16 protein-coding genes are annotated in these 12,162 nt (G+C 71.7%); 11 read left to right on the forward strand and 5 right to left on the reverse strand.

The window, feature by feature from the left end; translation table 11 throughout:
- Positions 1 to 5: 5 nt before the first annotated feature.
- From K8556_RS04275 to K8556_RS04285, 3 genes are all read left to right on the forward strand, one after another.
- A complete protein-coding gene (locus tag K8556_RS04275) occupies positions 6 to 995 on the forward strand; it encodes an ABC transporter ATP-binding protein (protein ID WP_223738713.1) in 990 nt (329 codons plus the stop codon).
- A complete protein-coding gene (locus tag K8556_RS04280; protein WP_223738714.1) occupies positions 992 to 1,858 on the forward strand; it encodes an ABC transporter permease in 867 nt (288 codons plus the stop codon). The genes K8556_RS04275 and K8556_RS04280 overlap by 4 nt, the downstream gene beginning before the upstream one ends.
- A 92-nt stretch (positions 1,859 to 1,950) precedes the next feature.
- Positions 1,951 to 2,784 (forward strand): carboxypeptidase regulatory-like domain-containing protein, encoded by an 834-nt coding sequence (locus K8556_RS04285; protein WP_223738715.1) that lies wholly within the window; start codon positions 1,951 to 1,953, stop codon positions 2,782 to 2,784.
- A gap of 33 nt (positions 2,785 to 2,817) precedes the next feature.
- Here K8556_RS04285 and K8556_RS04290 read toward each other — a convergent pair whose 3' ends face one another.
- Genes K8556_RS04290 through K8556_RS04305 form a run of 4 tightly spaced genes read right to left on the reverse strand, consistent with a single transcriptional unit; the run spans position 2,818 to position 5,702 of the window.
- A complete protein-coding gene (locus tag K8556_RS04290) occupies positions 2,818 to 4,224 on the reverse strand; it encodes an ATP-binding protein (RefSeq protein ID WP_223738716.1) in 1,407 nt (468 codons plus the stop codon).
- Entirely contained in the window at positions 4,224 to 4,904 is a 681-nt protein-coding gene (locus K8556_RS04295; RefSeq protein WP_223738717.1) for a response regulator transcription factor, read from the reverse strand. Before K8556_RS04295 ends, K8556_RS04290 begins: the two co-directional genes overlap by 1 nt.
- Before the next feature lie 15 nt (positions 4,905 to 4,919).
- Complete coding sequence (locus K8556_RS04300) at positions 4,920 to 5,135, reverse strand: hypothetical protein (protein WP_223738718.1); 216 nt, start codon at positions 5,133 to 5,135, stop codon at positions 4,920 to 4,922.
- A 30-nt stretch (positions 5,136 to 5,165) separates the two neighbouring features.
- The gene (locus tag K8556_RS04305; protein WP_223738719.1) at positions 5,166 to 5,702 is read right to left on the reverse strand and encodes a periplasmic heavy metal sensor; all 537 of its coding nucleotides are present in this window, start codon (positions 5,700 to 5,702) and stop codon (positions 5,166 to 5,168) included.
- A 354-nt stretch (positions 5,703 to 6,056) separates the two neighbouring features.
- Between K8556_RS04305 and K8556_RS04310 the strand changes: the two genes are divergently transcribed.
- The 7 genes from K8556_RS04310 to K8556_RS04335 all read left to right on the forward strand — a co-directional run bounded on the left by K8556_RS04310 (position 6,057) and on the right by K8556_RS04335 (position 9,467).
- Positions 6,057 to 6,257 carry a cold-shock protein gene (locus tag K8556_RS04310; protein ID WP_206884461.1) on the forward strand — a complete coding sequence of 67 codons (201 nt, stop codon included), beginning with the start codon at positions 6,057 to 6,059 and terminating at the stop codon, positions 6,255 to 6,257.
- 196 nt (positions 6,258 to 6,453) lie between these two features.
- Positions 6,454 to 6,819 carry a cupin domain-containing protein gene (locus tag K8556_RS04315; protein WP_223738720.1) on the forward strand — a complete coding sequence of 122 codons (366 nt, stop codon included), beginning with the start codon at positions 6,454 to 6,456 and terminating at the stop codon, positions 6,817 to 6,819.
- Positions 6,820 to 6,924: 105 nt separating this feature from the next.
- On the forward strand, positions 6,925 to 7,056 hold the full coding sequence (locus K8556_RS39035) for a hypothetical protein (protein WP_255651346.1): 132 nt from the start codon (positions 6,925 to 6,927) through the stop codon (positions 7,054 to 7,056).
- Positions 7,057 to 7,310: 254 nt separating this feature from the next.
- Complete coding sequence (locus K8556_RS04320; protein WP_223738721.1) at positions 7,311 to 7,520, forward strand: hypothetical protein; 210 nt, start codon at positions 7,311 to 7,313, stop codon at positions 7,518 to 7,520.
- Positions 7,521 to 7,540: 20 nt separating this feature from the next.
- Positions 7,541 to 8,233, forward strand: coding sequence for a hypothetical protein (locus tag K8556_RS04325; protein WP_223738722.1), 693 nt, complete (start codon positions 7,541 to 7,543; stop codon positions 8,231 to 8,233).
- 7 nt (positions 8,234 to 8,240) lie between these two features.
- Entirely contained in the window at positions 8,241 to 8,813 is a 573-nt protein-coding gene (locus K8556_RS04330) for a tRNA-uridine aminocarboxypropyltransferase (protein WP_223738723.1), read from the forward strand.
- Between the two features lie 24 nt (positions 8,814 to 8,837).
- Positions 8,838 to 9,467 (forward strand): HAD hydrolase-like protein, encoded by a 630-nt coding sequence (locus K8556_RS04335; protein ID WP_223738724.1) that lies wholly within the window; start codon positions 8,838 to 8,840, stop codon positions 9,465 to 9,467.
- A gap of 11 nt (positions 9,468 to 9,478) precedes the next feature.
- Here the strand turns inward: K8556_RS04335 and K8556_RS04340 are convergent, their stop codons facing one another.
- Complete coding sequence (locus tag K8556_RS04340) at positions 9,479 to 10,927, reverse strand: M20 family peptidase (RefSeq protein ID WP_223738725.1); 1,449 nt, start codon at positions 10,925 to 10,927, stop codon at positions 9,479 to 9,481.
- 244 nt (positions 10,928 to 11,171) lie between these two features.
- Between K8556_RS04340 and K8556_RS04345 the strand changes: the two genes are divergently transcribed.
- On the forward strand, positions 11,172 to 12,122 hold the full coding sequence (locus tag K8556_RS04345; RefSeq protein ID WP_223738726.1) for a GNAT family N-acetyltransferase: 951 nt from the start codon (positions 11,172 to 11,174) through the stop codon (positions 12,120 to 12,122).
- The last annotated feature ends 40 nt before the right edge of the window (positions 12,123 to 12,162 follow it).

The raw sequence follows: 12,162 nt of genomic DNA on the forward strand, positions 1-12,162 counted from the left end.
TTCGCATGCCTGACACCTCCGTTCCGACTCCGCCCCCGCCGCTCCTGCGCATCGAGGGGCTCACGCGCCGCTTCGGCGGGCGCACCGCCGTGGACGGGCTGTCGCTGTCCGTGCAGCCGGGCGAGATCCTGGGCCTCCTGGGGCCCAACGGCGCCGGCAAGTCCACCACCTTCCAACTGCTCGCGGGGCTGCTCGCGCCGGACGCGGGGCAGGTGCACTTCGCCGGCAGGGTGCTGTCCCTGAGCGACCCGGCGCTGCGGCGCCAGATGGGCATCATCTTCCAGCGCAGCAGCCTGGATGACCTGCTCACCGCCCGGGAGAACCTGCTCCTGGGCGCGCGGCTGTACGGCCTCACGGGCGCGGACGCGAAGGCGCGCGCGGAGACGATGCTGTCGCTCATCGGCCTGCAGGACCGGGGCGAGGAGAAGGTGGGCACCTGGTCGGGCGGCATGCGCCGGCGGCTGGAGCTGGCGCGGGCGCTGGTGCACCAGCCGCGCGTGGTGCTGATGGATGAGCCCACGCAGGGGCTGGACGAGGCGGCCTTCCGCACCTTCTGGACGCACCTCAAGCGGCTGCGCGACGCGCAGGGCGTCACCGTGCTGCTCACCACGCACCGCGCGGACGAGGCGGAGGGGTGCGACCGGCTGGCGGTGCTGGACGCCGGGAGGCTGGTGGCGTGCGACACGCCCCGGGCGCTCGCCGCGCGCATGGGCGGCGACATCCTCACGCTGGAGGGCCCGGAGCCGGAGGCGCTGGCCGCGCAGGTGACGGAGCGGCTGGGGCTGGGGGCGACGGTGGTGGAGGGGCGGGTGCAGGTGGAGGCTTCGCAGGGACACGCGCTGGTGCCGCGGCTGGTGGAGGCCTTCCCTCCGGGGCGGTTCGCCTCCGTGTCGCTGCGCCGGCCCACGCTGGCGGACGTGTTCCTCCAGCTCACCGGGAAGGCCCTGGGGGCGGATGCGCCCTCGCCCACGCCCGCGCCGAGGAAACGCCGATGAGCGCCGACATCCCCGTGCCTGTTCCGTCTCCCATGGAGGCCCCCGCCGCCCCGGCCCACCGCCGGGAGCCGGGGCCGCTGGCGTTGCAGTGGGCCACCGTGTGGGTGCTGCTCTCGCGCGACGTGGTGCGCTTCTTCCGTCAGCCCAGCCGGGTGGTGGGCGCGCTGGCGCAGCCCATCCTGTTCTGGTTCGTCATCGGCTCCGGCTTCGCGGGGTCCTTCCGCGTGGAGGGCGCGCAGGGGCTGGGCTACCAGCAGTTCTTCTTCCCGGGCGTCGTCACCATGGTGGTGCTCTTCAGCGCCATCTTCGCCACCATCACCGTCATCGAGGACCGCAAGGAGGGCTTCCTCCAGGCGGTGCTGGCGGGGCCGGGCTCGCGGCTGGCGGTGGTGCTGGGCAAGGCGCTGGGGTCGTCCAGCATCGCGCTGATGCAGGCGTCGCTGTTCCTGCTCTTCGCGCCGCTGGCGGGCGTGGACGTGAAGGCGGTGGACTATCCGCTGCTCGCGGCGGTGATGGTGCTGTCCGCGCTGGCGCTCACCGGCATGGGCATGGCGCTCGCCTGGTGGGTGAAGTCGAGCGCGGGCTACCACGCGGTGATGAGCCTGGTGATGCTGCCCATGTGGGTGCTCTCCGGGGCCATGTTCCCGGTGAAGGGCGCGGGGCCGGTGCTGTCGTGGGTGATGACGCTCAACCCGATGCGCTTCTCCGTGGAGGGCGTGCGCCGCGCGCTGTACGGGGCGCAGGCGTCGCTGGCGGTGGGCTCGCAAGGTGGGGCGACGGTGGGGTGGGAGGTCCCCGCGCTGCTGGCGTTCGCGGCGGTGTTCGTGGGGCTGGCCGCGTTCAGCGTGAGCCGCCGCGAGTAGCCTGCTCGCCGTGTGTCGGTGGACTTGCCCGGTGCCTTCCACTACGACGGCGGGCACCGCATCACGAAGAATCCTCCAGAGGAGACCGCCTCATGAAGCTGCGTCTGTTTGGCTTGTCGATGGTCGGTGTCGCGGGGCTCCTGGCCCTGCCCGCGTGCAAGAAGGAGGAGGCGCCCGCGCCCCCCGCCGCCGCTCCGGCGGCCCCCACGCGGCAGGCCGTGCCTCCGGCTCCCACGGCGGGAGCGGGGACGGGCGAGGCGGCGGCCCCGGCGGCGCCCGCGGGCAACGGCGTGGTGAAGGGCGCGGTGTCGTTCACCGGCACGCCGCCGGTGATGGCGGACCTGGCGCCCAGCGCCGACCCGGCGTGTGACGGGCGGCCGGAGAAGGAGGAGTCCGTGCTGGTGAAGGACGGCAAGCTCCAGAACGTGCTGGTGCGCGTGAAGGGGCCGGTCGCGGGTGCGCCCGCGGCGCCGTCCTCGCCGGTGGTGGTGGACCAGTCCAAGTGCTCCTACGTGCCGCGCGTGCAGGGCGCGGTGGCGGGCCAGCAGGTGGTGTTCAAGAACAGCGACGGCACGCTGCACAACGTGCGCGGCGTGGTGGGCACGAAGCCCCTGTTCAACGTGGCGCAGCCGCCCATGGGGGCGCCGGTGCAGAAGCCGATGCCCGCGGACGCGGAGGTGCTGCGCCTCAAGTGCGACGTGCACCCGTGGATGGCGGCCTACGTGGTGAGCAACCCCAACCCGTACTTCGCCACGACCGGCGCGGACGGCACCTTCACGCTGACGGGCCTGCCCGCGGGCACGTACACGCTGGAGGCGTGGCACGAGACGCTGGGCACGAAGACGGCCGAAGTCACCGTGAAGGACGGCACGCCCGCGGAGGCGACGTTCTCCTTCGCCGCGACGGACGCGCAGGCGAAGCAGTAGCCCCCGGGGGGAGGGGCTGCTCGCGCGGCCCCTTCACCCGTGCGCGTTCGAGACCGGCCCTGGCGGCCCGGCCTTGCGCACCGTGAAGCCCACACGCGCGCCGCCGGCGGGCCGGTTCTCCGCGAAGGTGTCGCCGCCGTGGGCCCTGGCGATGCGCTGCACCAGCGCGAGCCCCAGCCCCAGCGAGCCGGCCTCGCGCGCCTCGCCGCCCCGGTCCTTGCGGTAGAACGGCTGGAAGATGCGCTGCTCCTCGCCGGGCAGGAGGCCCGGGCCCCGGTCCTCCACGCTGAAGGCCAGGTGCTCCTTCCCGTGCTCCTGGATGCGCAGCGCCTCCACGCCCACGCCGTGCTTGCGCGCGTTGTCCAGCAGGTTCACCAGCGCGCGCCCCAGCAGCGTCGCGTCCGCCATCAGCGCCACGTCGTCCGTCTCCGGCTGGAGCAGCGTCGCGGACAGCCCCACGCGCTCCAGCGCCTGCGCCGCGAGCACCCCCGCCTCCAGCGCCTTGGGCGTGAGCTGCCCGAAGTCCAGGCGGGAGCTGGCCAGCAGCTCGCCCACCAGCGCGTCCAGCTCCACCACCTCGCGGTCCACCTGGTCCAACGTGCGCGGGTTGCCCCCGCCGTCGCGCAGGAGCTCCGTCAGCACCCGCAGCCGCGCCAGCGGCGTGCGCAGCTCGTGCGACACCGCCGCCAGCAGCTCGCGCTGGTCCGCCAACTGCTTCTCGATGCGCGCCGCCATGTCGTTGAAGGACTCGGCGAGCACCGCGAACTCCCCGGTGAGGTGGCGGTCCAGGCTCGCCCGCGTGCCCAAGTGGCCCTCGCCCAGCGCCTGGGTGGCCTTCACCAGCGTGTCCACCGGCCGCGCCAGCCGGAAGGAGATGCCGCCCGCCGCCGTCCACAGCACCAGCACCGCGATGCCCAGCGGCAGCACGGCGCGCCAGGGGCCCCGCGAGCGGGTCTGCAGGTAGCAGGCCTGCAACGACCCCAACTGCGTGTCCTCCCGCATCACCGGGAGGGTTGCGTCCGGCTTCGAGCACGGCGCGCCGCCCCGGGCCACCACCGCGCCGGACAGGTCCGTCAGCACCACGTCCACGTCCAGGTCTTCGGAGATGCTCCGCATCAGGGCGTCGCGCTCGGCGGGCGCGTCCCACACCTCCGCGAAGCGGTGCCCCACGAACGTGCGGATGCGCTCCGTCTCCTGCTTCCAACTGTTGCCGCCCGTCAGGTTCATCACCCACGACACCACCAGCACCGTCACCAGGATGGTGAGCCCGAACATGACGAACAGCCGCCGCCGCAGCCGCGCCTGCACGTAGGAGCCCAGCCGGCCCAGGTGGAACCTGCGCCGGTGGTGGTGGGCATGGGCCTGGGCGTGGCGGCCGAAGCGCCGGTGCAGCTCGGGCCCGCAGCGGTCATCGTGGGGATGCCAGTGGCCCCAGCCCATCAGGCGCCCTCCTTGGCGAAGACGTAGCCCACGCCGCGCACCGTCTTGATGAGGCGCGTGCCCACGTCCCCCAGCTTCTGGCGCAGGTGAGAGATGTGCACGTCCACCGTGCGCTCGCTCACCACCGTGTCGTTGCGGCCCGCCTCGCCCAGCAGCGCGTCGCGGGGAATCACCCGGCCCGCGCGCCGCACCAGCGCGAGCAGCAGGTCGAACTCCAGGCCCGTCAGCTCCACCTGCCGCCCCTCCACCTTCACCTCGCGCCCGGACACGTCGATGGAGACCCCGCTCGACTCGATCCGGTCCGCCACCGCCGCCGGCTGCGCCCGCCGCAGCACCGCGCGCAGGCGGGCGAGCAGCTCGCGCGGGCCGAAGGGCTTGGGCAGGTAGTCGTCCGCGCCCAGCTCCAGGCCCACCACGCGGTCCGTCTCGTCGCCCTTGGCGGTGAGCATCAGCACCGGGATGCGGCTCTTGGCCCGAATGCGCTTGCACACCTCCAGGCCGTCCATGCCCGGCATCATCACGTCCAGGAGCACGGCGTCGTAGGCGTTCGCCTCCAGCGCCGCCAGCCCCCGGCCCCCGTCGGGCGCGTGGCTGACGGTGATGCCGTTCTGCCCGAGGTACTCCGCGAGCAACTCGAACATCCGGGTGTCGTCATCGATGAGCAGGACGCGGGTGGGCATGGGCGGGGGCGAATCCTAACGCGCTCCCGGCGCGTCGGCGGGGCCGGCGGTGTCCTGGGGCCTGGGCGCGTGCCAGTCCCAGTACGGCGGCGTCCCGTTGCGGTAGGCGGGGCCACCCCAGTCTCCCCGGTGGCAGTGGGAGCGGTGGTGGCGGGAGAGGCTCGCGAAGCCGGAGGCATAGCCTCCGATGGCACCCGCGGCGAGGAGGACGACGAGCAGACGGTGGCGCATGGGCAATCTCCAGGAAGAGGGGCGGGGGACTCAGACGAAGGACGCGGGGCCGTCATCGTTGTGGGGGCGGCCACCCCAGCGGCCGTACCCGCCGCAGCGCCGGCCGTGCCAGCCGCGGCCCTCGCCGCGCCAGCCGTAGCCCCAGCCGTGCTCGATGATGTCCGCGAGCTCGCGGCGCTGGTTGGGCTCCAGCGCCTCGTGCACCTGGGACAGGGCGTCCTGCACGGCGTTGCGCAGCGTCTCCAGCGCCACGTCGTGGCGGCTGAACAGCTCGCGCAGCATGGCGCCGTCGAAGTGCTCCCCGCGCAGCGAGCCCGCGAGCGACGTGCGGCTGGGGCCCCACTGGTCCTTCACCTTGGCGAAGGCCTCGCGCACGCTCTCCACGGCCTTCACGATGACCTTCTCCTGGCCGGGGGACGTCTCCAGCCGCTCGAAGAGCCAGCGCAGCCGGGGGCGCATGCCAAAGCGGCCTCCGCGGCCGTGGTGGCCGTGGTAGCCGTGGCGCCCCCGGCGCAGGGTGGCGAAGAGACCGGCGAGGCAGGCGGTACCGAAGAGGAATCCGAACATGGTCTTGGCTCCAGGAAGCAGGCGCCCGCCGAACCGGCGGGCCCGTGTCGTTGCTGACGGAGCTCAAGGTAGAAAACGGGTGTGAAGCCCACGCCCGGCGCGGGTGAAGAAATGTGAAGGCCGGGGAGGGCGTCCGGAATGCCCCGCGGGGCATGGGATGTTCTTCCGCCAGGCCCGTCCCGAGTCCGCTGTGTCGGATGAAGGACGACTGCCAGCGGGATTCGACCCACGGGAGTGGAGTTCCCGCTGGAAGTGGGTAGAGTGGCCGGCGTGCCGGGGCGGTGTTCGTTCCGGCACCGGTGGAAGGCGCGAGCCTCTCACCTGTACAGAGCAGAGAAAGAGAAGAGACTCACAATGGCATCTGGTACCGTGAAGTGGTTCAACGACGCGAAGGGCTTCGGTTTCATCGCGCAGGACAATGGCGAGGACGTCTTCTGCCATCACACTGCGATCAACATGGATGGCTTCCGCACCCTGGCCGAGGGCCAGAAGGTGGAGTTCGAAGTCACCAAGGGCCCCAAGGGCCTGCAGGCGCAGAACGTTCGCGCCGCCTGAACGAGCTGAACCTTCGATTCACCCTCTGAGGTGAGTCCTCGAAGCCCAGTCTCCCCAAGGAGGCTGGGCTTTCGTCTTTCCGGACGCAGGGCAGGCGGGCGGCCATCGTGGCGCGGTCCGCCCCGGTCCGGGGTCTTCCCTACCTTCTCCCAGGAGGAGCGCGGCGCCGGACGCCGCCCCCCAAGGAGAGGCGAACATGGGCGACACCAGCGTGAAGAAGGTCGAAAGCCGCCATTCCCCCAAGGGGGAGATGGGCCAGAAGTACCTCGCATCCGGCGTCCGGGTGGCCATGCGGCTGTGGGAGGACGAGCCGCCCGCCGAGGCCAAGCCCGTCAGCACGCGCGACTACGAGACCGTGGGCTTCGTGCTCAAGGGCCGCGCGGAGCTGCACCTGGAGGGGCAGACCATCCTGCTGAACCCCGGCGACTCCTGGCTCGTGCCGCGCGGGGCCAGCCACACGTACAAGATCCTGGAGACCTTCTCCGCCGTGGAGGCGACCAGCCCCGTCTCCTCCGCGCACGGCCGCGACGAGCACGAGGCCCCGAAGGGCGCCAAGGCCTGACGCGAGGTGATGCGAAGGCGCGGGGCTTTCCGGACAGGGAGGCCCCGTTCCTGTCCGCGGAGTGTCTGGGCGCCTTCGCCAGGTTCTCAGGCGCGCCGGGGCTGGATGGGCGCGCGCGTCCGGCGCCCCCAGAAGACGAACAGCGACAGCGCGAGCAGGAAGAAGTTGAAGGGCGTGTTCGCCGCCTCGCCGCGAGAGAAGTGGAAGACGATGGCGCTGACCTGGAGCAGCGCGTGAGCGCACGCTGCTCGAACCGGTGCCCGCGAGGCCTTCGCACGCGCCTCCAGGGCAAAGTGACTGAAAGCCCGTGGAAATGTTAGACGTCTGGAATGGACGCAGCACCCGCCGCTCTCTGTCCCAGACATCCTGAAACACTCGCGGAAGGTACCTGTGCCCGGTGCGGGACCTTCATGTGTGCCCGGTGCCGCAAGCGCGGGCTGTGTCCTTCCTGCCAGGAATTGAGCAGGCGTGAGAAGCCCTCCGGGCGCGCGGTGCTGGCATTGGTGTTCGCCACCGTGGGCTTCTGCGGCTTCGCCCCTGGCATCGTCGGGCTGGTGCTGGGGCAGAAGGAGCTCAACGCCATTGAAGCTGGCCAGGCCCCCGTGTCGGGACACGAGCCGGCGGTCATCGCACGCAACGTGGGGTGGTTCCACGTGGTGATGCTCTTTCTTCTCCTCCTGGGTCTTTACAACCACCTCTGAGCCGGGGCGGGAGTTCCTCGATGGGCGTGTTGAAGCTGGCATTGGAAGAGGGCGGGCCCCGGAACCTGGAGTTGTTCTGGGGGGCTGGCTGGCGGGACCTGCGGATCGAGCTGGATGATCAGCCAGTGGGCTCGGTGGAGGACCCGCTCCAACTGGAGCAGGGGGTGGAGTTCACGCTCCCGGACGGGAGCGTGCTGCATGTCCAGCTCGTCCATGTCGTCGCGACGGAGCTGAGGGTGAAGCGCGACGGCGTGCCGCTGCCTGACAGCGCGTCGGACCCCGGCTCGCTGGTCCGCTCCGCGACATACATGCTCTACGGGATGGCGGCCTTCACCACGGCGGCCGTGATGGTCTTGTTCGTCGTGACGGACGAAGTGGAGAAGACGCTCCCTGGCCTCCTGCTCAACCTCATCTACGGAGGCGTCGTTGCCGTCCTGGGCTTCTTCATGTTCAAGCGCTCAAGGGTGGCGCCGCTGGTGGCCATCCTCATCCTCTCCGCGGACACCCTCTACACGGCCTTCATGAAGCTGACGTCCCCGAAGGGGGTGGGGCTGTCCACCATGACGTGGCTCGTGATCCGCGTCTTCATCTTCTCGGTGCTCGTGAAGGGCTTCCTGGGCGCCATGGAGCTGGCGCGGCGCGAGAAGCAGGGCCCGGCGGCCGCCGGCCCGGCAACGAGTCCTTCTCTTCACGCGGAGACCGGCACAGGATGACGGGAGGATGCCTCCCCGCGCTGCCCGTCCACCCCGTTGTTCGCGTTGCAACCTGGCGAAACACCTGTGCCTGTGCGCGGAGGTTCCCCGGGTGGAGACCCGGACCCGCTTCGTCTTCCTCCAGCACGTGATGGAGGTGTCGAAGCGGAGCAACACCGGAGGCGTGGCCGCGCTCGCCCTCGCGAACGCGAAGCTGCTCATCCACGGCTCCATGGCGGAGACCTTCGACCTGGAGATCCTCCACGAGCCGGGGACCTGGTTGCTCTTCCCGGACGGCCCCACCGCGCCGCCGGACGCGCCTCCTCCCAGGCAGGTGGTGGTGCTGGACGCGAACTGGTCGCAGGCGCGGCGGATGACCCAGCGGCTCCCCGAGCTGCGGGCGCTGCCCCGGCTGGTGCTGCCTCCGCCGGAGCCCGGCCTGCTGAGGCTTCGCGAGCCCTCGCACCCCGCCGGAATGTCCACCCTGGACGCCGTGGCCCGCGCCGTGGCCTTGTTGGAAGGCCCGGAGGTGGCGGCGCCGCTGGCGAGGCTGGCCGCGCTCCGGGTCCAGCGCATCGCGGACTGCGGGACGCTGAACTGAGGCCTGGGAAGAGAGCGCGCCCCCATGGGATACCGGCTGATCATCTTCGACTTCGACGGGACGCTCGCGGACAGCGCGGACTGGTTTCGCGGCATCTTCAACGACGTGGCACGGCGCTACGGCTTTCGCAGCGTCAGCGCGGAGGAGCTGGAGGCGCTGCGCGGGCAGGACAGCCGGGCCATCATCGCGCGGCTCGGCGTGCCCATGTGGAAGCTGCCCTTCATCGCCGCCCACATGCGCAAGCTCGTCGCGCGTGACGCGCACCGCATCCCGACCTTCCCGGGCGTGGAGGCGATGCTGGAGCAACTGGAGTCGCGGGGCCTCACCCTGGCCGTGGTGAGCTCCAACGCGGAGCAGAACGTGCGGCGCGTGCTGGGGCCGGTGGCGTCCGCGCGCATCCGCCACTACGCCTGCGGCGCGGGCATCTTCGGCAAGCGGGCGAAGTTCCGGCAGGTGCTGAAGGCCGCGGGCGTGCGGCCCGGCGAGGCCCTCTCCGTGGGCGACGAGGCGCGCGACATCGAGGCCGCGGCGGCCGAGGGCATCGCCACCGCCGCGGTGACGTGGGGCTACGCGACGGAGGCGCTCCTGCGCTCACGCGCGCCCACGGTCGTCCTCACCCGCCTGGACGAGCTGCTGCAAGTCGTCACTGCGTAGGGCGCGCCCGCTCAGCGCGTGGTGTTGCGCAGGTACTGCGCATAGAAGCGGATGGCGGCGGCGTGCTCCTCCACGGAGAGCCGCTCGTCGCGGCCGTGCATCCGCGTGAGGTCCTCTCGCGTCATCCGCACCGGCACGAAGCGGTAGACGCTGTCGCTCAGGGGATGGAAGTAGCGCGCGTCGGTGGCCGCCACGGTGAGGAAGGGCGCCACCAGCACGTCCGGGAACACCTGCCGGATGCTGCGCTGCAACTGCCTCCAGCCCTCCGTGTCCAGGCTCGACACCGGCGAGGCCTCGTAGCCCTCGGCGGTCAGCTCCACGCGCGCGTCATCCACCACGTCGCGCACGTGGGCTCGCACGTCCTCCAGGCTGTCGCCCGGCAGCAGGCGGACGTTGAGCACCGCGCGCGCCTGCGAGGGCATCACGTTGGGCTTGGGGCTGCCCTCCAGCATGGTGGCCGCGAAGGTGGTGCGGATGCTGGCGTTCGTGGAGGGCGCCGCCGCCATCTGCCGCTCGATGAGGGGCGCGAAGAGCCAGGTGTTGGCGAAGAGCAGGCGCATGCCGAAGCCCATCTCCGGCCCCACGTACTCGAAGAGCGACCGCGTCCCGCCGCGCAGCTCGGACTTGAACGGGTTCTCCTCCAGCCGCACGAGCGCCCGGGCCAGGGTGTTCGCGGCGGTCTGCGGGGGCGGCATGGACGCGTGTCCGCCCGCGCTGCGCACCACCAGCTCCACGCGCGCCGAGCCCTTCTCCGCCACGCCCACCAGCGCCACCGGCGCGGCCACGCCCGGCACGAGCCCCACGCCGATGGGGCCTCCCTCGTCCAGCACCGACTCCAGGCCCACGCCCCGCTCACGCAGCAGCGCGGCCACGCGCTCGGCCCCGTCGTGACCGCCCACCTCCTCGTCCGCGCCGAACGCGAGCATCACCGTGCGGCGGGGGCGGTAGCCCTCGGCGAGCAGGCCCTCCACGGCCTCGAGGATGGCGAGCACGCTGCCCTTGTCGTCCAGCGTCCCGCGCCCGTACACGTAGCCCTCCGCCACGACGCCCGCGAAGGGCGGGTGGCTCCAGGTGGCCTCCGCCTCCGCGGGCACCACGTCCAGGTGGCCCATCAGCAACACCGGGCGAAGGCCGGGCTCCGAACCCTTCCACGTATAGAGATGGGCATGCGCGCCCACGGCCTCGTGCGCGAGCTCCGCGTGCACGCGGGGATACCGGGCGACGAGCCCGGCGTGCAGCGCCTGGAAGGCGGCGTCCTCCGCGCCCGTGCCGTCGGAGGCGGCGATGGTGCGGTGACGCAGCGCCTCCGCGAGGCGGTCCGCGGCTCCGGCGGCATCCACCGTGAAGGGCTCGGCGGGCTCGGCGGCCACCTGCCGTGAACCGAAGCGCAGCGTGCGCACGACGAGGACGCCCCCGAGCAGCAGGACGACGATGGGCAGGGCGAGGAGGACGCGCTTCATCAATTGACGGTTCCCGGAGAGGTCGCCGCCGAGCGTAGCAGCAGGTGGGGCATGGCACGCCCGCCGGTAGAACCTGACACCACGACGGCAGGGCGAGGCCCCGGCGCATCACAGCCTGAATCCCAACATCCGGGATGCCCCCGTGGGCGGCTCCAGCGCAGGGGCGGGAACGCTACTCTGCAACGCGAAAGCCCGTAACAAAACGAAATACATTCGTGATGCCACAGGCGGAGGGGGCACAGCCATGCGGATGCCGCGAACGAGGGCCGTGCTCGTCCCTGACCAGGGGGCGTTGGCGTTGTCCGAGGACTACTTCCGCTCCGCGCACCACCTGCGAGCCGAACAGGTGACGCATACGCTGGTCATCGAGGACGGCGAGGCGCGCGCGCTGCGGGTGCCGCTCATCGTGCGGCCCATCGAGGGCACGCCCTACCGCGACGCCATCTCCCCGTATGGCTTTCCCGGCGGCGCGCTCGACGGGTTGAGCGACGTCTCGAAGGACGCCGTGGATTGGACGGGAACGGAGCTGGTCAGCATCTTCGTGCGCGACCGCGTCTCCGGGCCCCGCTGCTTCGCGGGCGGGACGGAGCGCAACGAGGTGTTCTTCATCGACCCGCGCCTGCCGGTGGCGTTCCGGGAGATGCACTACCGGCACATCCGGCGCAACACGCGGCTGGGCTTCGTGAGCACCGCGTCCCAGGCGCGAAGCGCGCCGCGCGAGGAGCGGGAGGGATTCCAGGCGGCCTACCGGCAGACCATGCTCCGTGAGAAGGCAAGCCCCCGCTACTTCTTCTCCGACGCCTACTTCGACGAGCTGTTCCTGTCGCCGTGCGCCTGGCTGGTGACGGCGCACGCGCCGCAAGGGGGCGTGGCCTCCTCCGCGCTGTGTGTCCACAGCGACGGCATGCTGCACTACTACCTGGGCGGAACGGTGGATGCGCACCTGGCGCGCTCTCCGGCGAAGAATGTCTTTGGAATGCTGGCGGAGCTCTGCTCGCGGCTCGGCGTCCCGCTCCACCTGGGCGGAGGCATCCGGCCGGGTGACAGCCTCGAGCAGTTCAAACGGAGTCTGTCCAACGCGAGTTCCCGCCTCCTCACCCATGAGCTGATCTGCGAGCCGTCGGTGTATGCCCGCCTGTCGGAAGGTCACACCGGCAGCGACTTCTTTCCCTCCTACCGCGCGCCCCGGGGCTGATGGGCATGTCGCATTGCCACCCTCGGCCAGCAGGGCCGGC

Source organism: Corallococcus sp. AS-1-12 (assembly GCF_020036995.1).
In the GTDB taxonomy this organism is placed as follows: domain Bacteria; phylum Myxococcota; class Myxococcia; order Myxococcales; family Myxococcaceae; genus Corallococcus.